The following is a 20323-nucleotide window of genomic DNA, read 5'->3' as shown; positions in this document are numbered from 1 at the left end:
TATGCAAAAACGTGTGATGCCATCGATGATGGCCCTGCAGTGCTTTGAGGCGGTGGCGCGCCACATGAGCTTTACGCTGGCAGCCCAGGATTTGTTTCTGACGCAGAGCGCCATCAGCAAGCAGATCGCGCAGCTCGAAGCCACCGTCTGCCAGGCGCTGTTCCACCGCTCGGCGCGCGGGCTGGCGCTCACGCCGGCCGGGCGCATGTACCTGGGGGAGGTGCGCAGCATCCTGAACCAGGTCGATGCCTCGGCCCGCTATGTGATGGGCTATGGCGAAGCGGATGAAACCCTGACGATTGCCGTGCAGCCTACATTCGGCATTACCTGGCTGGTGCCGCGCCTGCGGCAGTTCATGCAGGCCTATCCGCACATCCAGGTCGTCACCAAGGGTGATGCCCGGCCTTTTGACCTGATGCAGTCGCGCATTGATGTGTCGCTGTTTTATGGCGATGGCAGCCTGCCGGGGGCGGACTGCCACCGCCTGTTCGAGGCCGATGTAGCGGTGGTCTGCGCGCCGGACATCCTGCCCGCCGCTGGCCTGGCGTCGCTTGCGGAGCTGGAGCAGTTGCCCATGGTCCAGTGCTCGTTTCGGCCCGAGATCTGGCGCGACTGGTTTGCCTGCCAGGGCTTTGTGCCCGCCGATGCCTACCGGGGCCCGCGTTTTGACACCTTTTCGATGTGCCTGCAGGCCGCGCAGGAGGGCATTGGTTTGGCCATCATGCCGCGCATGTTTGCCGAGCAGGCGCTGGCCCAGGGCAGGCTGGTGCAAGCCTGGCCATTTGTGCAGCCCAGCGATGGCGCTTATTACGTGGCCCATGCCAGCCACTGCGCGGCCTTGCCCAAGATCCGCCATTTTGTTGATTGGGTGCGGGCGCAGGCACAGGCCACCCAGCCGCTCGCATGAAATTTTGGAATAGCCCGATCATTTAATTTCGTTTGCCCTGGGCCTGGCGGCTGTCAACAATGCGTGGTTGGAAAGAACAATAACCACGGAGACCGCGCACCATGGCCGCGCTGCACCACTACCTCTCGATTGCCGACCTGGAACGCGCTGCCCGCAAGCGCTTGCCCGCCTGTGTGCGCGGCTATGTCTGCGGCGGCACGGAAGACGGCGTATCGCTGCAGCAAAGCCTGCAGGCCTTCTCGCGCCTGGGCTTTGTGCCGCGCGGCCTGCGCCATGTGGCCCAGCGCAGCACGGCCACCACCTTGTGGGGCCAGACCTATTCGCTGCCCATGGGCTTTGCGCCCACCGGCTTTGCCGCCATTGTGATGAAGGACTGCGATGCCGCGCTGGCCAAGGTGGCGCAGGCGCAGGCGCTGCCCTTCATCATCAGCGGCGCATCCACCGTACCGCTGGAACAGCTGCAAAGTGCGCATGACCAGCGCTGCTGGTACCAGGCCTACCTGCCGGGCAATATGGCGCGCATCCTGCCGCTGCTGCAACGGCTCGAAAAAGCGCAGATCCCCGTGTTGGTGGTCACCATCGACACCTGTGTGGGCGCCAACCGCGAGAACCTGCAGCGCCTGCGCTTTACCGTGCCGTTTCGCCCTAGCTGGCGCTTGCTGCTGGACGGCCTGTGCCACCCGCGTTGGAGCAGCGATGTGTTTCTACGCACCGTGTTGAGCCAAGGCGTGCCCCGCTTTGCCAACCTGGCCCATGAGACGGGGCCGGCCATCACGGCCGACCCGCCCCATGGCTTTCGGGGTGAGCGCGACCAGCTCGACTGGGACTGCATCGACCAGATCCGCGCTGCCTGGAAGGGCAAGCTGGTGCTCAAGGGCGTCATGCACCCGGATGACGCCCGACTCGCCGTGGCCCATGGCGCCGATGCGGTCATCGTCTCCACCCATGGCGGGCGCCAGCTCGATGCCTGCATCTCGCCGTTGCAGGCCTTGCCCGAGATTCGCCAAGCCGTCCCTGCCGGCTATCCGGTGTTCATCGACGGCGGCTTTCGCCGGGGCAGCGATGTGCTCAAGGCCATGGCGCTGGGCGCCGATCTGGTCTTTACCGGCCGGCCGCAGCTGTTTGGCGCAGCCGTCGCAGGCGAGGCGGGCATTGCCCATGCGGTGCAGTTGTTCCGCCAGGAGCTGATGACCAACCTGGCGCTGCTGGGCGTGAACCGCCCGCAGGAGCTGACAGCGGACTATTTGCGCATCCAGGGCGATTTTTCGCTACCCCCCAGTCAGCGCTAAAGCGCTGCACCTATTGCAATCAAGGAGACAAAAAAATGATGACACTGAGCAAGGCCGCGCTGGGCCTGGCCGCCGCATGGGCGCTGTTGCCCGCCGCACAGGCCCAAGGCACGGGCTACCCCAGCAAGCCCGTGAAACTGGTCGTGGGATACGCCCCCGGCGGTGCCACCGACATTGGCGCGCGGCTGATGGCCGACGCGCTGGGCAAGGACCTGGGCCAGACCTTTATTGTGGAAAACCGCCCAGGTGCCAACAGCAATATCGGTGCGGAATATGTGGTGCGCGCACCCGCCGATGGCTATACGCTGTTTGTCGGCTCCATATCGACGGCGATCAACCAGGGCCTCTACACCAAGCTGGGCTTTGATGCCGGCAAGGACCTGGTGCCGGTGGCCCAGCTCAATGTGGTGCCCAATATCCTGGCGGTGAGCGCCAAGCTGCCGGTCAACTCGGTGGCGGAATACATCGCCTACGGCAAGCAACACCCGGACAAGCTGACTTGCGCATCGCCGGGCAGTGGCTCCTCGGCGCATCTGGGTTGCGAGCTGTTCAAGCTCAAGACGGGCACCAGCATCTTGCATGTGCCGTACCGGGGCAGCGGCCCGGCGGTGTCGGACCTGCTGGGCGGGCAGGTGGATTCGATGATGGACAACCTGCCGCCGCTGCTGGCGCAGATCCGTGCCGGCAAGCTCAAGGGCCTGGCGGTGACCACCGCAGAGCGCGTCGATTTTGCGTCGGACATCCCGACCGTGGCTGAATCCGGTGTGCCCGGCTTTGAGGTCGCCGCCTGGTTTGGCGTGTTTGCGCCAGCAGGCACACCCGCCCAGGTGGTGGATACCGTCAACAAGGCCATCAACCGCGCGCTGAATGCCAACCCCGATGTGCGGGCCAAGTACCAGAGCAATGGCTTTATGCTGCCGCCGGCGCCCAATTCGCCGGCCAGCTTTCAGCGCTTCTTCAACAGCGAAATCAAGCGCTGGGCCGAGGTGGCGCAGGCCACCAAGCTCAAGATCGACTGAAACCCGAGCCGCCTTAACGCGCAGCGGCCGCCAGCCGCGTGGGCAGCAGCAGCGATACGCCCGCGGCCAGCACCAGCAACACGGCCGCTGCGCCAAAGGCGATCCAGTGGGTGCCAAACTGCTCATAGGCCCAGCCACCCAGCCAGCTGCTGATCATCGCGCCGATCTGGTGGCCCAGGTAGGCGCAGCCATACAGCATGCCGACCAGTTTGATGCCGTAGAGATCGCCCAGAATGGCCGAGGAGGCGGCGATGGAGCCGGCCCAGACAATGCCACCCAAGGCGGCCACGGCATAGAGCTGCCAGTGGTGGACGACGGCCACCAGGCCAACAAAGCCCAGCCCCCGCACCAGGTAGATGACGGCCAGGATGTAGCGGCGCGGGACCATGTCGGACAGCTTGCCCAGCCCTAAGGTGCTGAAGATGGCGACCAAGCCGATCAGCCCAATGCCGCCCGCGCTGCTGCCGGCATCAAAGCCATGGTCCATCAGCATCGGCACGCCATGGGTGCCCAGCAGGTTCATGCTGAAGCCGCAGGCAAACAGGCCTAGAAAGATCTGCCAGAAGGGTGCCGTGGCCACGGCCTGGGCAAAGCGCAGCGAGGGCGCGGCTGGCTGCCCGGCCATCGCGCGCAGGCGCTCCTGGCGCGCCGCCTGTTCGGCGGGTGTCAGGTCGGTGTGCTCGGGCGCATCGTCGCGCACCACCCACAGCGCCATCGCGGTCACGATCAGCGCAAACACCAGTGCAAAGCCCAGCAAGCTGTGCTGCCAGCCCCAGCGCGCGATCGTGAAGGTGAAGACCGGCGTCATCACCGCAATGCCCGCCATGGAGCCGGTGGACAGGAAGAACAGCGCCATGCCTCGCTGGCGTGTGAACCAGCTGCTGATCATCGGCGTGACTGCCACCGGGCTGGTGAAGGCCAGTCCCAGCGAAAGTACTACGCCATAGGACCAGAAGAACATCCAGGGCGTGCGGGCGTTGACGGCCCAGATGCAGGACAGCACCACGATGACGGTGCCCAGCAGCAGCACCCGCCGCGTACCCTGGCGCGCCACCAGCCAGCCGGCCAGGGGCATGCCCAGGCCGTAGCAGAGCATGCCAAAGGCGATGATGGATGACAGCAGGCTGCGGCTAAAACCCAGGTCTTGCGACAGCGGCACGACGAAGGGGCCGATGCCCATGCGCATGCCCACGGTAAGCAGGGTGAGGAGGGTGGAGGCGGCGACGATCACCCAGCCGAAATACAGACCGGACGGTGGGGTGGGGCCCGGAGGCACCGAGGTGGGGAGCGCTGTCATGACGCGGTGGCCGCGAGGCGCTTGTCAAAAGGCCTGCGCAACATGGGGATGTAGTAGGGCCGATGATAGGCCGGGGCGCAGGAACGGCAAGCGGGGCGCGCGGCTGGATGTCGCGCTGGCGGCAGGGCTGCCAGCGCGCGGGTCAGCGCTGCGGGGCGGGGGCGCTGGCCGTATCGGGCAGCAGCATCAACAGCGTGCGGTTGTAGTCTTCCACCACCATCAGCTGGCCGGCATGGTTCAGTGCCAGGCCGGTAGGGCGGCCCAGTGGCCGGGTCTTGCCATCTGCGGTCCAGTTGCCCAGCCATTCGATCGCCTTGCCGCCGGGTTTGCCATCCTTTTGGCGCGCAAAGCCCACCACTCGGTGGCCTTGCGGCCCATGCCAGGCGGCCAGCAACTGGCCTTGGAAGGGGCTGGCCTGCGGGGTGGCCAGCAAATGCAGCGGTGCCGTATGGGCGGGCCAGAGCATATGCGGCGCCTTGGTGGCGGCGCAGCGCGCGCGTTGCTCATAGCCGCGCGCCGGGCGCTGTGCGCCTATGCAGTAGGGCCAGCCGTAGTCGGCGCCTTCCAGCAGCTCGTTGAGCTCTTCGGGTGGCTCGTTCCTGTCGCGGTAGTCGATGTTGTTCTCAGCCTGCCAGAGGCTGCCTTTGGCAGGGCCATCGGGCAGGGTGGCCAGGGCCACAGAATTGCGCAGGCCCAGCGCAAAGGGTGCGAACTGCTGCACAGGCGATTGCGCGGGCTGGCCGGTGGCCGTTGGGCTGCGCAATATCGCACGCCATACCGCGCCCCGGAACTGCATCGCCCCGCGCTCGGGGCAGGGATAAGGTAGTGCGCCTTGTGCGTCCTGGCAGCGGTCACTGGCCGAGCCGATGTTGACGTAGAGACTGCCATCGGCCCCAAAGCTGATTTCCTTGAGCGGGTGGGCGCCGTCATCGGGCAGCTGGTCGAGCACAGTATGGGGCTGGATAGGCTGGCCGATGGCCGGCACGGGCGTGCGCCAGATGCGGCCGGCCTCGCCGATATAGATCTGCGCATCGGGCCCGCGCAGCAGCGCGAGCGGGCGATCGAGCTTGTCGGCCAGCACCTTGACTTGGGGGCGTTGGGTGGCGGCGCCCGAGGGCGATGGCAGGCTCAGCTCCAGTAGCCTGCCTTGGCGCGGCACCCAGCTGCCCATGTCGATGATCCACAGGCGGCCGGGGCTGATCTCCAGCACCCGGCGGGGCGCACGCAGGCCGTCGCGCTCATCGGCCACCAGGGCCACGCAGGTGCCGGCCGGGCTGCCGATGTTGACTCTTTCATAGCCGCCGCAGCGGCCCTGGGGCGTATAGCCCCGGGCATGCGCCAACGGCGCCCAGGCCAGCAGCACGCTGGCCAGCGCAGCGAGCGCCGCCTGGGGTGCCCGGCGGTCAGGCCAAGCGTTCGGCAATCGCCTTGCCCACATCGGGCGTCTTGCCCTGGCCGCCCAGATCAGGCGTGCTAGGGCCGCTCAAAATGGTCTGGCTGATGGCATCGACGATGGCGTCGTGGGCGCTGCGCCATGCGCCCTTGCCGTCGCCCAGGAAGTCGAGCATCAAGGCCACCGACCAGATCATCGCAATGGGGTTGGCAATGTTCTGGCCATAGATGTCGGGCGCCGAGCCATGCACCGGCTCGAACAGCGACGGGAAGTTGCGCTCGGGGTTCAGGTTAGCGGAGGGCGCCAGGCCGATGGTGCCGGTGGTGGCAGGGCCAAGGTCGCTCAGGATGTCGCCAAACAGGTTGGTGGCGGCGACCACATCAAAACGGCCGGGCTGCAGCACAAAGCGGGCGGTGAGGATGTCGATATGCTGCTTGTCCAGCACCACATCGGGGTAGTTTTTGGCCATGGCTTCGGCACATTTGTCCCACCAGGGCATGCTGATTGCAATGCCGTTGGACTTGGTGGCCAGGGTCACATGCTTTTTGCTGCGGCTTTGGGCCAGGTCAAAGGCGAACTTGAGCAGGCGGTCGGCGCCCTTGCGGGTGAACACAGCCTCTTGCAGCACCATCTCGCGGTCCGTGCCTTCAAACATGATGCCGCCCAGCGCGGTGTACTCGCCCTCGGTGTTTTCGCGCACCACGTAGTAGTCGATATCGCCGGGCTTGCGGCCAGCCAGCGGGCAGGGCACGCCTTCAAACAGGCGCACCGGGCGCAGGTTGATGTACTGGTCGAACTCGCGGCGGAACTTGAGCAGCGAGCCCCAGAGCGAGACATGGTCGGGCACAGTGGCGGGCCAGCCGACGGCGCCGAACAGAATCGCGTCAAAGCCCTGCAGCTGCGCTTTCCAGTCGTCGGGCATCATCTGGCCGTGGGCGGCAAAGTAGTCGCAATGCGCCCAGTCAAAGTGCTGCATCTCCAGCGGCAGGTCAAAGCGCTTGGCGGCGGCCTCCAGCACGCGGATGCCTTCGGGCATTACTTCCTTGCCAATGCCGTCGCCTGCCAATACCGCGATACGTAGTTTCTTGCTCATGCTGGTCCTGAAATCCTGGTGGAAAGGGGTGGTGGCCGCCCGGGTGACTGGCCGCGCTCGCGAAGGCCGTCGCTGGGCCCTACAATCGCTCGTCCTCGCACCTGGGTGCCGGGCTGGGGTGTCTGGATGGCATCCTAGCGCTGTTGGGGCGGCTGCGCAGCATGGTGCGAGACAGCTTGCACCGCTGGCGCCTTATTTTGCCGCCTGCCGTGTCGACTTTTCCTTTTCCCCCCGAATCTCTGGCCGTGCTGGCCGCCGCCTGCTGGGCGATGGCTGCGCTGTTCTCCGCCCCGGTGGCGCGCAAGATGGGCGCCTTTGCCTTTACCCGCTGGCGCATGGTGTTTGCCACGCTGATGCTGGGCGGCTGGGCCACCGTGGCGGGCACCTGGGGCAGCCTGAACCTGGCGCTGGTGGGCGTGCTGGTGCTGTCGGGCTTTATTGGCATCTTCATTGGCGACACGGTGTTGTTTGCCTGCATGAACCGGCTGGGGCCGCGCCGATCAGGCATTTTGTTTGCCACCCATTCGATGATGTCGGCGGTGTTGGCCGCCTTGTTTTTGGGCGAGCGCATGGGCGCCGTCGCCATGCTGGGCTGCGCGCTGGTGCTGAGCGGCGTGATGTGCGCCATTGCCTTTGGCAAGCGGGCCGGCAGCGAATCGAGCCTGGAGGCCACGCGCGGCCGGCTGGCCGTGGGCGTGAGCCTGGGGCTGGTCGCCGCCTTGGGCCAGGCGCTCGGCACCTTGGTGGTCAAGCCGGTGATGGGCCCCGATGTGGACCCGGTCGCCGCATCTGCTGTGCGCATGGCGGCAGGCTTTGGCTTTCATGCCCTGCTGCTGCTGGTGGGCTGGAAGCCTGCGCGGCTGACCGCCGTGATGGAGGGCCGTGATTGGATGCTGCTGGCAGGCAGCGCCTTTTTGTCGATGGCCATGGGCATGACCTTGATCCTCGCCGCACTCAAATACGGCAGTGCCGGGCTGGTGGGCATGCTGTCCTCCGTCTCACCCATCTTGCTGCTGCCGCTGCTGTGGTGGAAGACGAAGGTGCCGCCCACCTTGGGCGCGATGGGCGGCGCCTTGCTCACGGTGGCCGGCGTGGTGCTGATTCTGGCCCGGCTGAGCTGAGCCGGGCGGGGGCGCCCAGCGTAGCTGCGCTAGAACGAGGTGCCCAGACCCAGCTTCATGCCCCGGCGGTCCATCGTGCGCAAGGCCAGCAAAGAGTTGTTTGCCGTGCTGCTGTCATCGGGCAGCACATCGCTGCGGGCCAGCTCGCCTGCTGTCAAAGCCTTGCCCGCTCCCATATCGGTTTGCAGCACAAAGCGGTAGTCCTTGAGGTAGACACTGCCCCGGCCCGAGATCGTGAAGGTTTCGACGCAGCGCACCTGGGCGGTGGCTGGGTTCTGAAAGCTGCAGCGCACGCCGCCGCCAGCGGTGGTGGCGGCATTGCCATCGACCTGGGTCAGCGCCACATGTGCGGTCTCCTTGTTGGTGGTGTCGTGGAAGGTCCAGTTGCCCAGCAGGCTGGCAGGGTCCGGCGCCACCGGTGCGAATTGAAAGCGCTCGATGGCGACTGCCCCTTCGCCCGGAAAGCGGATATGGCCGCGTGTCGGTGAGCTGAAATCGAGAAACACGTCGCCCGCCGTGGAGGCCTCCGTGCCGCTGCGCGGGCCGCTGCCAAAGTAGCGGCCGCCCTGGTAGCTTTTGAGCGGGGCGCTGGCCTGGCCGTTGGCAAAGGCGCCCACGCCCAGGTGGAAAGTGGCATTGCCGTCTGCCTGGTAGTTGTAGACCTGCATGACCAGGGTGCCGGTCTGCACATCGATGGCCATGCCGCGCCCGGGCTGGCCGTTTTTCTCGCCGGTCACGATCCAGGTGCCGCTGGCGGGCACGGGCGGGTTGTCGCTGAAAACCAGCGAGTCATAGCCATCCGGGCTGAGCAGGCGCTGGCCGACCATTTGGTAGTTGCTGCCATCGATCTGGGCTGCACCGCTCATCTGGTGGAGGGCTGTCTGGAACTGCAGCCTGACAGCTGGAGTGCCGCTGCCATTGCTGCAGTTGAAGCCTTGCAAGGTTGCGCTGTAGCTGCAAGCGACCACGGTCTGGTTCCCCGCGGGGAACACGATGGCCATGGCGGGGCCGGAGCTGGTGTCCACCCCAGTCAACGCTAGCGCCGATTGCACTGCTGTGCCACTGGCGTTCTGCATCGACATCAGCCAGTAGGCCGAAGGCAAGGCAGAGGGCGCGGTGTTGTCAAAGCGGAAGCGCTGTATCGCTACCGTGGGCTCACCCGGAAACTGCAGCTGCGCCTGGGTGGCGCTGGTGAACTCGATGCGCACTTCTCCGGCATCGCCATCCTCGACGCCCGACAGCGGCCCACTGCCGAAGTAGCGCCCGCCCCGGTAGCTTTTGAGCGGCGCAGCGACCTGGTTGCCGTCGATACTGCCGACGGCGAGGTGGAAGGTAGCCGTGCCATTAGCCCGGTAGTTGTAGACCTGCATGACCAGCACGCCATCCTGCACATCTATGGCCATGCCCCGGCCAGGCTTACCATCCTGCTCGGCGCTGACAATCCAGGTGCCCGGTAGGGGGGTGAAGTCGCTGGCCGCCTGCGCCGGCGGGTTGGACGCCAAGGCGATGGTGCTGGCGAGCACGGCAGATCTAAAGAGCGGGCTGCGCTGCAGCCAAGGGCGACCAGTACGGAACATGATGCACTCCTGCTAGCCGGGATGGCTACGGCGCCCATATTGCTACAAATGTTTACGGTGTGTGAGATTGGCTGAGGGTTGTGAGTGGTTAATCACTTGCTCCGGGTGGGCGTAAAAAAGCCAGGGGATGGTTTTGGCCCATCCACTGGCTTGGATTCGGTGGGGCGCTGGTTCACTGCGCCCTGCAGCTGCTGATTACTTGATCAAACGCACTGCACCCGACATGCTGACCGACACGGTGGTGTAGCCCGGCTCCAGGCCCACGGGCGCGCTGCTGTCTTCCATCTTGCTCATCATGGCTACGCCACGGTTCATGCGCGGCATCGGTTGGCTGCTGCCGCTTTGGCTCAGGTTGATGGTGTCGTACTCGTACTGCGCATAACCCATGGCATTGGCGGTGACCTTGGCCTTGGCGTTGAAGTTCTTGACGGCTTCAGCGATCAGCTGGTCCTGCGCCTTGTTGCGCGCTGCATCGGACAGGCGGAAGCCCGAGCCGGTCAGGCGGGCCTTGTCCATCAGCGCTGCCATCGTCTGGCCCAGCACGGCGGTGTCCGTCGATTCGAGCTGCACATTGAACTGGGTGCGCCAGCTGGTCACTTTGCCATCCTTGTTGTAGACGGGGCTGGTAAACAGGTTCTCGGTCGTCACTTGCAGGGTCGAGGACTTCTTGGCGGTGGCCAGCACATCGGCCAGCGCCGTCTTGCCCATTTGCTGGGCCTGGGCCTGGTCCTTGGATTCCTTCTCCACGCTGAACTGCGCCCAGGCCGTGTCTTCAGGCACGCGCGTGGTGGCTTCGGCATCCAGGTTCAGGCTTGGGCGTTTGTCGACGGCGGCAGGGGTGGTGTTTTGGGCCATGGCGGTAGAGGCTACAAAAGGGGTGGCAGCGATCAGGGCGGCGGTGGCCAGCATGCGCATTTTTTTCATCAAACTTTCCTTTTTCAAAACAGTCGCGGAGGGCATCCTGGCTCAAGCCCAGGAGCTCAGATCACCGGGCTTGGAGTGGTGGAGTGCTTGCAAGTTTCGCAAAGCGTACTACCGATGCAAGCGTTTGTAGCAGGGCTTCCACCACGACGAAGAGCGACAGCGTAGGCCGGACCCAGCAGCGTCCCTGTAGGACAGCCCGCCGCAATGGACCGGGTTGATGGATTTTCACATTTGCACAAGGGGCTTGGGGGCCTGGGGCACTGGCCCTGTTCTCAACCCGCAATGGCCTGGCTGTCCCGCAAGGCGGCAATGCCGTCATCGCCATAGCCCAGACTGCGCAGCAGCTCCTGCGTGTGCTGGCCCAGCTGAGGCGGGTCCATGCGCACGCCCAGGCGCTCACCGGCCATGCGCAGCGGCAGCAAGGTGGTGGGCGCCATTTGCCCGGCGCGCTCGCCATCGCTCAGCCGCACAGGGGCCAGGCCACCGCTGGCCAGCAGGTGCGGGTCGTCCAGCAGCTCTTCGGGCTTGCTGATGGGCGCGTAGGGCAGGCCGTTGTCCTCAAAGATCTGGCCAATGTGCGCAGCCGTCATCGTGGCAAAGCGCTGGCGCAGCTCGGGCAGCAGCTGGGGGCGCAGGCGCACCCGGTCGTTGTTGCTGGTGTAGCCCGGGTGTGCCAGCAGATCGCCCCAGCCGAAGGCCTGGCACAGGGTGGCCCATTGCGCATCGCTCACGGCGGCCAGAAAAATCTGCGCGCCATCCTGCACGGTGAACACGTCATACACCGACCAGGCCGAGATGCGGTTGGGCATGGGCTCGGCCGCCTCGCCCGTCACCGCGAACTGCATCATGTGCTGGCCGACCAGGAACACATTGTTCTCGAACAGCGCGGAATCAATCTCTTGTCCCCGGCCCGTCTGCGCGCGCTGCATCAGCGCAGCCATCGCACCAATGGCACCAAACATGCCGCCCATGATGTCGTTGACGCTGGTGCCTGCGCGCAGCGGATCACCGGGGCGGCCGGTCATATAGGCCAGGCCGCCCATCATCTGCACCACCTCGTCCAGCGCAGTGCGGTGCTCGTAGGGCCCGGGCAGAAAGCCGGTGTGGTTCACATAGATCAGACGCGGGTTGAGCTGTGACAGCGCGCGGTAGTCGAGCCCGTACTTGCGCATCACGCCGGGCTTGAAGTTCTGCACCACGATGTCGGCCGTGCTGGCCAGCCGGATCGCCGCCTCCAGCCCCGAGGCCTGGCGCAGGTCGATGGCCACGCTTTTCTTGTTGCGGTTGAACATCGGGAAAAATCCTGCCCCCGCGCCCAGCAGGTGGCGGGTGCGGTCCCCCTCCACCGGCTCCACCTTGATGACCTCCGCCCCCAGATCGGCCAGCACCAGGCCGCAGGTGGGGCCCATCACCATATGGCTGAACTCGACGACGCGCAGGCCGGCGAGAGGCAGCGTCGATGAAGTGGGAGGCGTATTCGGAGAGGCGGGAGTGTCGGTGTGGTGCATGACTCAGGAAAGCAGAAAGCATCGGCGGGCAGGGGGGTGAGCGCAGGGCTCGGTACATCTCGCAGCGGGTGCCGCTGCGGCAGCCAGCCAGGTGGGTAGACAGGACTATGCCGTGTGTACCACATCCGCCAGGTTACAAGCGCCATCGGCTGTCCCTGCGGTACAGAAAGGATTCAGAAAGCAGGTATCTGTTGGCCGCAGGCGGCCTGCAAAAAATGGCGCTGATGGCCTGCCCGATAGATGCCATATACCAGCCATCGGGTCCGAATTTCTTGTAATGTTAAGATACAAATATAACGAATTGAAATTTCTTGATCCGCATCAAGGTCTGGCCTTTGCGGCGTTTCACTCTTTGTTAACCAAAGTGAATACATGGAATCAAAGGCTTATTTTTGATAATTGATTAAGTTAATATATTTTTCTTAATTTCAACTAATGAACACTGGCCCTGATGCTGCACAGGCTTCAGGGCCTTGGCATGTCGTTTGCCGGTGTTTTCTACAAGAACGGTTAAGGTGTGATGGGTTCAGCGAATGGGGTGGCAGCCGGTGCCAAACTGCTGCGTGGCTGGGTGGGCATGGCCTGTCTGGCGGGCTTGGCTTCCGCGCATGCGGCAGACAACGTGACCGCCGTATGGGGCAGCTTCAACAGCAATAGCTGGACTGCCAACACCAGCAATGCAGCCAGTGTGGCGGCAGCCAATGGGCATAACGATTTGCTGGCGTTTATCGCAGGTGGTGTACGCTACTCGACCGGTGTCAACGATGCGGTAGTCACCGGTGCTTTCCAGCCGGCGGTGTTCCAGGCTTTTACGCCCAACCCCAGCTCGCTCCCAGCGTCGGGCGGACTCAATGCGATTGCCCAAAGTGGCAGTTACGACATCTCCAAGACCCGGGCTTCCTACCTGTCCGATGGCGTGCGTGGACTGGACCTCAACACCGCGCTGTTCAACATCCCGGCGAGTTCGCTGCGCTTCAGTGCCAGCGTGGGCAATCCGGAATCCACGACGGATACCGTGCCCGATGTGCTGGTCACCCAGGTGGGCCAGCCGTCCAGCAAGGCCGACCAGTTCTATTTCATCGACGACACTGGCGCTGTGGTCGGCAACGCTGTCAGCATCGCGCTGAGCAGTGTGCCGGTGGTTGCCCGGCAGAACTGGCAGTTCTGGAACCCCAACCACACCAAGGCCAGTGTGGGCGACGGCAGCCGCGATCTGCGCATGCGCGCCTACCATTTTGCGGACTTTGGCATCACACCTGAAAACATGGGCCGGGTAGCAGGATTTGTGCAGGCTTTGAGCGGTGACTCGGACATCGCCTTTGTGGCCTACAACCAGGAGGCCGTGAGCACCCCCGCCGCCTTGGGCGTGCAAAAGACCAACAACCTGGCTGCGGTGATCGCCGGCGGCCGCACGGTCTACACCGTCACCATCAGCAATACCGGGGGCTCGCTGGCCAGTGATGTCTTCTGGCTGGATATGCCACAGGGTCTGCGCGTGCTGGGCATACAGGCCAGCGACGTGGGCGTGGGTAGTGATGCTGGCGTTTGTGATACCGCAGGTTGTACGGGCTTGCGCTTGGCGCCTGGTGCGTCGTTGGCCTACCAGGTCGAGGCCGAAATCATCGCTGCCGTGGGCACGATGGCATCCAACACCGCCTTGGTCGATGGGGCCAACTGCAGCAACGGCAGCCCTGCCAGTTGCAGCAGCACGGACGCGGATTTGATTGTCGCGTCCGACTCGGTGAGCGTGGTCAAAACCAACGGCGTGGACCGCTTGACCGTGGGTGCCGAGACGACCTACGGCGTGACCCTGAGCAACAGCGCGGGCACCGCTTTCACGGGCCTGCGCTGGAGCGATGTGCTCAGCGGCATGGTGGTCAGCGGTATCCGGGCAGGCACCGTCGGTGCTGGCAGTGTGGCGGGGACCTGCACGACCGCCGGTTGCACGGGCGTGGCGTTGGCGGCCGGCCAGTCCATTACCTACTTCGTCACCGCCAAACTGAATGCTGCGGTCGCTGCAGGTGCATCGGTCAGCAACAAGGCCGTGGTGCTGGGCGGTACCTGTACGAGCGAGTTGGTCGCAGGCTGCGCCAGCACGGACACGGATCTGGTGGTTAGCCTGGCCAACCTGGATATCCGCAAGAGCAATGGTGTGGAGGTGCTGGCCCAGGGTGCCAGCACGGTCTACCAAGTAGTGCTGCGCAACACCGGCGGCAGCGCTGCAACGGGTCTGCGCTGGGCGGAGACCCCGGTAGGCCTGCGCATTGACCGCATCAGCGCGACGACGGTGGGCGCCAACAGTGACGCCGGCCTCTGCACGGTCAGCGGTTGTTCGGACATCTCGGTCGCCGCTGGAGAAACCATGGTGTATGCCGTGCAGGCAACGGTGACTGGCGAGGTCGGTGCGGATGCCGCGCGCAATACCGTCACCCTCAGTGGCGCCACTTGCAGCGCCGGCAACAGCTGCAGCGCTGAAGACCGGGACGCGATTGTGCTGCCTGCAGCTGTCAGCATCCGCAAGGACAATGGCACCGAGGCGCTGGCAGAAGGCGCCCAAACCACCTACACCGTCACCATCAGCAACAGCGGCGGCATGCCCGCCAGCGGACTGGCCTGGCTGGACAGCCCTGCTGGCATGGAGATTGAAGCCATCACGCCGCTGCCTGCCACGGCGCCCAGCGATGCCGGCAGCTGTAGCCTGGAGGCCCCGATGGGTTGCACGGGTATCAACGTTGCCGCGCAGGCCAGCGTCAGCTACCAGGTGCGGGCAAAGCTGACGGCCTTGGTGGAAGGGAGCGCCGATGCGGTGGTGAGCAACACGGCGGTTTTGACAGGCGCCAACTGCCTTGCAGCGGCCCCTTGCACCGCCACCGATACCGACAGCTTGCGCACCCCTGTGCATTTGACGTTGACGAAGACCGGGGCTGAAACGGTGGAAGCTGGCCAGGCGCTGGACTACCTATTCAGCATCGGCAACAGTGGCCAAACGGCCGTGGCAGCCGGGCATACGCTGACCGTGGCCGAGGCCTTGCCGGAGGGCATGCGCTTGACGGGTGCGACCCCGGGTGATGGCGTGGAATCGGTAGTCTGTACTGGAGCGCCTTTGCGGTGCGACGTGGTGCTGGATGCCGCGCTGGAGCAGGGTGCCAGAGCGGCCTTCCGTCTGCATACGCTGGCACCCGCAACCGCAGGCGCCATCATCAACCATGCAGCGATGGACCCGCTGGGTGGCAGCGAGCCTCCGGAGCCGGGCGCTGCGTGCATGCCTGCCGAGAGCTGTGCCCAGGCGCGCACCGATGTACTGGCACCGGCCCACATCAGCGTGCATAAAAGCAATGGCGTGAGCCAGGTGCTGGAAGGCAGCAGCACCCGCTATGTGGTGACGCTCAGCAACCAGGGCGGTATGCCTGCGCAATTGCAGTGGGACGATGTGCCGACCGGCATGCTGGTGACTGACATCAGTGCGACTGAGGTAGGTGCCAGCAGCGCCGCTGGTGTTTGCAGCCTTTCCGGTTGTACGGGCGTGAGGCTGGCGGGTGGCGAATCGATCCGCTATGCCGTGCTAGCCCAGATAACGGCCCTGGCACCGGCGCGGGCCCGCAACCTGGCACGTGTAACCGGTGCGGCCCCATGCAGCCTGGAAGCGCCGTGCGTCAGTGAGGACGAGGATGAGGTCTACCGCAATGGCATCGAGGTGGATCCCCCTGCGCCTGATCCAGCACCCGATCCGACGCCAGACCCCACACCGGATCCAACGCCTCGGCCTGCGCCAGTTGCAGTGCCCACGGTATCGCCGGCTGGACTGTTGCTGATGTCGTTGCTGCTGGGCGGTGGCGCCGCATGGGGCCTGCGCCGAGCGCGCCAACCCCATCGCCGCTGAACGCCGCAGTGCCCACAAAAAAACCACTGTAGCGCTTGCTGCAGTGGTTTTTTTATGGCGGCGCTGGGGCACTGCTGCCCCGTGCCGTGGATCAAAGCGATCAGGGTGCGAGTGCGGCTTTTACAGCGGCAGAGACCTGGCCCATGTCGGCCTTGCCGGCCAGCTGGGTCTTGACGGCGCCCATGACCTTGCCCATGTCGCCAGGACCTGCGGCACCCAGCTCGGCCACGATGGCCTTGACGGCGGCGGTCACTTCTTCGGCGGTCATGCGCTCTGGCAGATAGGCCTTGATGACCTCGATCTCAGACTTTTCCTTGTCGGCCAGATCCTGGCGACCTGCGCCTTCAAACGCGGCAATGCTGTCCTTGCGCTGCTTGATCATCTTGTCGACGATGGCGATCACCATGGTGTCGTCGATCTCGACGCGCTCATCGACTTCCTTCTGCTTCATCGCAGCTTGCAGCAAGCGGATGGTGCCCAGGCGTTCCGTGTCCTTGGCGCGCATCGCTGTCTTCATGTCTTCGGTGATTTGTGCTTTCAAGCTCATAACAGGCTCCTGGTGGCAGGCCGTCCGAGCAAGCAGCGGTCTGCCTAACAATGCTGGCCGTGGCCAGAAAATAAAAAACCCGCGCCTGGCGTCCCGAGCGCGGGTGGTGTCACAGCCTGGGCAAATAGCGCCGGGCGTGTGAACGCTGCAATTAGTACAGCTTCTTGGGCAGCTGCATGCTGCGAACGCGCTTGTAGTGGCGCTTGACGGCAGCAGCCTTCTTGCGCTTACGCTCAGCGGTTGGCTTTTCGTAGAACTCGCGAGCGCGCAGGTCGGTCAGCAGGCCCAGTTTTTCGATGGTGCGCTTGAAGCGGCGCAGCGCAACGTCAAAGGGTTCGTTTTCTTTTACACGGATAGTCGTCATTAGCTAATGTTTCCATTGGTGCCAACAGCGGGTTTTGGGAAAGATCGGGCCCCAAAGCCTTGAATGGCGGTTTTGCCCTGTCATATTGACTAGTATTGGCAGACAGGGCTTTGCCAGCAAAGAGGTGGGATTATAACCAGCTTTTCATCAAAAGGCAATAGGGCTGCCGCTTGGGAACGGATGTGAAGCTGAACTGTTGTTACAGCGCGCCGTTATAGGCATCTTGCTACTGGCTCTCCGCCATGCCCGCTGCACAGGCCACCGCGCTGGCCCAGGCCCACTGAAAGTTGTAGCCGCCCAGCCAGCCGGTGATGTCCACCACCTCGCCGATGCAGTAGAGGCCCGGCACCTGCTTGGCCTCCATCGTCTGCTGCGACAGCTCCTTGGTGTCCACGCCGCCGACGGTGACCTCGGCTTTTTTGTAGCCTTCAGTGCCGGTGGGGGTCAGCTCCCAGCGCGTCAGGCGCTCGGCCAGGCGCTGCAAGGCCTTGTCGCTGGCTTCGGCCACCGGGCGCTGCAAGTCCGCATCCTGCGCCACCCAGGCATCGGCCAGACGGGCGGGCACCAGGCCCGCCAATTCGTTGACGATCAATTTGCGCGACTGCTGCTTGGCCGCCATCAGGTGCGCGGCCACATCGATGTCGGGCACCAGGTTGATGTCGATGGGCGTGCCCGGCGTCCAGTAGCTGGAGATCTGCAGGATCGCCGGCCCCGACAGGCCCCGGTGTGTGAACAGCAGGTCCTCGTTGAAGCTCATGCGGGTTTTCTTGCTGCCGGTGCCAATCACCACCGGCAAGGCCAGGCCTGCCAGCTGTGCATAGGGCGCCCAGGCGCTGCCATCAAAGGTCATCGGCACCAGGCCAGGCACGCGCGGCACCAGCGCCAGCCCAAACTGCTGCGCCAAGCGGTAGCCCAGGTCGCTGGCACCAATCTTGGGGATGGACAGGCCGCCGGTGGCCACCACCAAGTGGCGGCAATGCACCATGCCTTGGGCGGTGTTGACTTGGAATCGGTTGCCTTGCGCATCCGCTTCCAGCGCCGTGACGCCATTGACGGCGCAAGGCTGCCAGTGGGTCACCTGGCCTGCGCGGCACTCGGCCATCAGCATCGCGATGATGTCTTCGGCGGAGTGGTCAGCAAACAGCTGGCCCTTGTGCTTCTCGTGGTAGGCGATGCCGTGCTTGTCGACCAGCGCGACAAAGTCGGCCGGCCCAAAGCGCGACAGCGCCGAGCGGCAAAACTGCGGGTTCTGGCCGACAAAATGCTTATGCGGCTGGCGCACATCCAGATCACGGTTGGTGAAGTTGCTACGGCCGCCGCCCGAGATGCGGATCTTCTCTGCCACCTTGGCTGCATGGTCGATCAGCAGCACCTTGAGCCCGCGCTGCCCCGCCTGCGCCGCACAGAAGAGGCCTGCAGCGCCTGCGCCAAGGATGACGGTATCAAACAGGTGGGTGGGGGCGGGAGAAGACATGCGGATCCGGAAGTTGGGCGGGCACCGCGGGGAGTGCTGCGCTGACAAAAGCAGCGATTATCGGTGATGTGGCTGCCTACCGTGCGCCCGACCCAGACGGTCCCAGCCATGCCAGGCTTTTTGCAGAGCGTCTTGGAAGGCGAGCCATGTGCTTAATAAGGACGCCAGTGAAGAGATCCAGTTCCGCCAAGCAGGCATGCCCCGCCGATCAGCGGCCCGGTTCGTCTGAGCCCCAAGCGCTGTCGCCGACAATCAGCGCTTGTCTTAGATCCGTTGAGGAGTTCGCATGTCGTTTTGCCAGGGCTTGTGGCAAGCCAACCAGGCGCTGTACCAGCGCACTTTGGACCACCCTTTCAATCGCGAGCTGGCAGCAGGCAGCTTGTCGGTCGAGCGCTTTCGCCATTACATGATTCAGGATGCGCATTACCTGGTTGCCTATGGCCGTGCGCTGGCGGTGGCTGCTGCCAAGGCCGACCAGGCAGAAGGCGTGGTGCAGTTTGCCAATGCCGCGAACGAGGCGGTGGTGGAAGAGCGCAAGCTGCACGATGGCTTTATGCGCGACTTTGGCATCAGCGCGCAGGACTTTGCCACCACGCCGCTGACGCCGGCCTGCCACCACTACACCAGCTTTTTGCTGGCCAACAGCTGGTCGGAAAGCTACCCGGTCGCGCTGGCGGGGCTGCTGCCATGCTTTTGGATCTATGCGGAAGTGGGGCGCGATATCCACGCCCGCTCGCAGCCCGGCAACCCTTACCAGGCCTGGGTGGACACTTATGCCAGTGAGGAATTCCATGCCGCCGTGCGCGCCGTGATCGCTACCATCGACCGCGTGGCCGACGCCGCAGACAGCGCCACCCGCACGCGCATGGCCGAGGCCTACCGCTACAGCGCCGAGCTGGAATGGATGTTCTGGGACAGCGCCTACCAAGAGAGCAACTGGCCCACGCGATGAACCGCAGCGGGTGGGGCGTGCGCAGTTGGTAAAGACAGGGCAGCGCCGGCGTAAAGTTATGCAATGCTGCTCCAAGGAGCGATAGGCTGGCGGTATTCGCCTACAGGCGCTTTCGTAAAACGGTCTTACGCTTCGTGGCATTCATTTACCAGATGCGCCAACGCGCAGACCCCGAGCGAGCCCGAGGCCTACACGCACGTATCGCAACCTTAAAAGGAGTTGCCATGTTGTCTAGCAATACGACCCATACCACTTACCACGCCCCCGTGTTTGAACCCACGGTCGATGAGTTGGCTGTTTTGAAGAAGCTGGAATTGGGAGAAAAAATTTCGCTGGAGGATGCCGTGCATGCGCATGTCTCCAAGCGCCTGCTGGAGCGCGGCATGGTGGTGGAGCGTGAGGGCTACATGGCCATTACCGAGCAAGGCCTGCAACAGATCAAGCGCAACGATGCCTGATCCCCAGCCAGCGCCAAGCCAAAGCACCCAGGCAACCTAAGCAGGCTGCCTTTTTTTTCACCATCAATCGCTTAGTGCCATCATTTCAATAGCTTGGAAAGCTTATCTACAGCTGTACACAGAGCTTTCCACAAGATTGTGCCCACGGAATGGGGACAAGCCGGGAACCGCTTGAAAGCGGGCTTTTCCCTACCTCAAAAGGGTGTTGAGAGCGTCGAGGGGGCCGAAAACTGCAGCGGAACTGCGCAAATAGCCCGGTATGCCTCAATTTTCAGCATGGCTGGCATTGTGCTTGTAAATCAAAACATTGCCCCGCTTATCTACAAGCTTCTTCACAGCTTTCCACAGCATTGTGCCCGTGCAATGGGGACAAGCAGTGTCGCGCCCATTTGGGGCTGGACTTGCCATCGCGGATCGCACGCGGCGGTCGGATCAAGGGATGCCGTAGTGTTGGCTCACTTTGGTGTAGGGAGACAATGCAACGTTGCCAGCGCAATTTCTGCTGCGAGTACCTCGGGCC

Annotated in this window: 16 protein-coding genes; 7 read left to right on the top strand and 9 right to left on the bottom strand. The window is 64.2% G+C overall.

Annotation, left to right across the window (positions count from 1 at the left end; genetic code table 11):
* Position 1 precedes the first annotated feature (1 nt).
* The 3 genes from HS961_RS17910 (at position 2) to HS961_RS17900 (ending at position 3215) form a co-directional block, all read left to right on the top strand.
* On the top strand, positions 2-907 hold the full coding sequence (locus HS961_RS17910) for a LysR substrate-binding domain-containing protein (RefSeq protein ID WP_182324317.1): 906 nt from the start codon (positions 2-4) through the stop codon (positions 905-907).
* A gap of 101 nt (positions 908-1008) precedes the next feature.
* A complete protein-coding gene (locus HS961_RS17905) occupies positions 1009-2196 on the top strand; it encodes an alpha-hydroxy acid oxidase (protein ID WP_182324315.1) in 1188 nt (395 codons plus the stop codon).
* Positions 2197-2231: 35 nt separating this feature from the next.
* Positions 2232-3215, top strand: a complete 984-nt coding sequence (locus HS961_RS17900) for a tripartite tricarboxylate transporter substrate binding protein (RefSeq protein ID WP_182324313.1) — start codon at positions 2232-2234, stop codon at positions 3213-3215.
* A gap of 13 nt (positions 3216-3228) precedes the next feature.
* Here HS961_RS17900 and HS961_RS17895 read toward each other — a convergent pair whose 3' ends face one another.
* The 3 genes from HS961_RS17895 to HS961_RS17885 form a co-directional block, all read right to left on the bottom strand.
* A complete protein-coding gene (locus tag HS961_RS17895; RefSeq protein ID WP_182324311.1) occupies positions 3229-4512 on the bottom strand; it encodes an MFS transporter in 1284 nt (427 codons plus the stop codon).
* A gap of 142 nt (positions 4513-4654) precedes the next feature.
* Entirely contained in the window at positions 4655-5935 is a 1281-nt protein-coding gene (locus HS961_RS17890; RefSeq protein ID WP_238347647.1) for a PQQ-dependent sugar dehydrogenase, read from the bottom strand.
* Positions 5916-6998 carry a tartrate dehydrogenase gene (locus HS961_RS17885; protein WP_182324307.1) on the bottom strand — a complete coding sequence of 361 codons (1083 nt, stop codon included), beginning with the start codon at positions 6996-6998 and terminating at the stop codon, positions 5916-5918. Before HS961_RS17885 ends, HS961_RS17890 begins: the two co-directional genes overlap by 20 nt.
* Before the next feature lie 209 nt (positions 6999-7207).
* Between HS961_RS17885 and HS961_RS17880 the strand changes: the two genes are divergently transcribed.
* Positions 7208-8119 carry a DMT family transporter gene (locus HS961_RS17880; protein ID WP_238347646.1) on the top strand — a complete coding sequence of 304 codons (912 nt, stop codon included), beginning with the start codon at positions 7208-7210 and terminating at the stop codon, positions 8117-8119.
* Between the two features lie 29 nt (positions 8120-8148).
* Here HS961_RS17880 and HS961_RS17875 read toward each other — a convergent pair whose 3' ends face one another.
* From HS961_RS17875 to HS961_RS17865, 3 genes are all read right to left on the bottom strand, one after another.
* Complete coding sequence (locus tag HS961_RS17875; protein WP_182324302.1) at positions 8149-9696, bottom strand: hypothetical protein; 1548 nt, start codon at positions 9694-9696, stop codon at positions 8149-8151.
* A gap of 195 nt (positions 9697-9891) precedes the next feature.
* On the bottom strand, positions 9892-10620 hold the full coding sequence (locus HS961_RS17870) for an SIMPL domain-containing protein (RefSeq protein ID WP_182324300.1): 729 nt from the start codon (positions 10618-10620) through the stop codon (positions 9892-9894).
* 272 nt (positions 10621-10892) lie between these two features.
* A complete protein-coding gene (locus tag HS961_RS17865; protein ID WP_182324298.1) occupies positions 10893-12128 on the bottom strand; it encodes a CaiB/BaiF CoA transferase family protein in 1236 nt (411 codons plus the stop codon).
* 520 nt (positions 12129-12648) lie between these two features.
* Between HS961_RS17865 and HS961_RS17860 the strand changes: the two genes are divergently transcribed.
* Complete coding sequence (locus HS961_RS17860) at positions 12649-16008, top strand: IPTL-CTERM sorting domain-containing protein (RefSeq protein WP_182324296.1); 3360 nt, start codon at positions 12649-12651, stop codon at positions 16006-16008.
* Between the two features lie 100 nt (positions 16009-16108).
* Here the strand turns inward: HS961_RS17860 and HS961_RS17855 are convergent, their stop codons facing one another.
* The 3 genes from HS961_RS17855 to HS961_RS17845 all read right to left on the bottom strand — a co-directional run bounded on the left by HS961_RS17855 (position 16109) and on the right by HS961_RS17845 (position 18393).
* Positions 16109-16555 (bottom strand): GatB/YqeY domain-containing protein, encoded by a 447-nt coding sequence (locus HS961_RS17855; RefSeq protein ID WP_182324294.1) that lies wholly within the window; start codon positions 16553-16555, stop codon positions 16109-16111.
* A gap of 151 nt (positions 16556-16706) precedes the next feature.
* Positions 16707-16919, bottom strand: a complete 213-nt coding sequence (gene rpsU, locus HS961_RS17850) for a 30S ribosomal protein S21 (RefSeq protein ID WP_007833691.1) — start codon at positions 16917-16919, stop codon at positions 16707-16709.
* 226 nt (positions 16920-17145) lie between these two features.
* Positions 17146-18393, bottom strand: a complete 1248-nt coding sequence (locus tag HS961_RS17845; RefSeq protein ID WP_182324292.1) for an NAD(P)/FAD-dependent oxidoreductase — start codon at positions 18391-18393, stop codon at positions 17146-17148.
* 286 nt (positions 18394-18679) lie between these two features.
* On the opposite strand from HS961_RS17845, the gene tenA reads away from it, so the two are divergent.
* Both tenA and HS961_RS17835 read left to right on the top strand, forming a co-directional pair.
* Positions 18680-19345, top strand: coding sequence for a thiaminase II (tenA, locus tag HS961_RS17840; protein WP_182324291.1), 666 nt, complete (start codon positions 18680-18682; stop codon positions 19343-19345).
* A gap of 224 nt (positions 19346-19569) precedes the next feature.
* Positions 19570-19803: a hypothetical protein gene (locus tag HS961_RS17835; protein ID WP_182324290.1), complete on the top strand. Its 234-nt coding sequence runs from the start codon at positions 19570-19572 to the stop codon at positions 19801-19803.
* The last annotated feature ends 520 nt before the right edge of the window (positions 19804-20323 follow it).

It is taken from the genome of Comamonas piscis, from assembly GCF_014109725.1.
Classification (GTDB): Bacteria; Pseudomonadota; Gammaproteobacteria; order Burkholderiales; family Burkholderiaceae_C; genus Comamonas; species Comamonas piscis.
This window is presented reverse-complemented; position numbering and strand designations above follow the sequence as displayed.

Coding starts and splice junctions, on each gene's coding strand:
- HS961_RS17910 (WP_182324317.1), top strand. CDS start 2: ATGCAAAAACGTGTGATGCCATCGATGATGGCCCTGCAGTGCTTTGAG.
- HS961_RS17905 (WP_182324315.1), top strand. CDS start 1,009: ATGGCCGCGCTGCACCACTACCTCTCGATTGCCGACCTGGAACGCGCT.
- HS961_RS17900 (WP_182324313.1), top strand. CDS start 2,232: ATGATGACACTGAGCAAGGCCGCGCTGGGCCTGGCCGCCGCATGGGCG.
- HS961_RS17895 (WP_182324311.1), bottom strand. CDS start 4,512: ATGACAGCGCTCCCCACCTCGGTGCCTCCGGGCCCCACCCCACCGTCC.
- HS961_RS17885 (WP_182324307.1), bottom strand. CDS start 6,998: ATGAGCAAGAAACTACGTATCGCGGTATTGGCAGGCGACGGCATTGGC.
- HS961_RS17875 (WP_182324302.1), bottom strand. CDS start 9,696: ATGTTCCGTACTGGTCGCCCTTGGCTGCAGCGCAGCCCGCTCTTTAGA.
- HS961_RS17870 (WP_182324300.1), bottom strand. CDS start 10,620: ATGAAAAAAATGCGCATGCTGGCCACCGCCGCCCTGATCGCTGCCACC.
- HS961_RS17865 (WP_182324298.1), bottom strand. CDS start 12,128: ATGCACCACACCGACACTCCCGCCTCTCCGAATACGCCTCCCACTTCA.
- HS961_RS17860 (WP_182324296.1), top strand. CDS start 12,649: ATGGGTTCAGCGAATGGGGTGGCAGCCGGTGCCAAACTGCTGCGTGGC.
- HS961_RS17855 (WP_182324294.1), bottom strand. CDS start 16,555: ATGAGCTTGAAAGCACAAATCACCGAAGACATGAAGACAGCGATGCGC.
- rpsU (WP_007833691.1), bottom strand. CDS start 16,919: ATGACGACTATCCGTGTAAAAGAAAACGAACCCTTTGACGTTGCGCTG.
- HS961_RS17845 (WP_182324292.1), bottom strand. CDS start 18,393: ATGTCTTCTCCCGCCCCCACCCACCTGTTTGATACCGTCATCCTTGGC.
- tenA (WP_182324291.1), top strand. CDS start 18,680: ATGTCGTTTTGCCAGGGCTTGTGGCAAGCCAACCAGGCGCTGTACCAG.
- HS961_RS17835 (WP_182324290.1), top strand. CDS start 19,570: ATGTTGTCTAGCAATACGACCCATACCACTTACCACGCCCCCGTGTTT.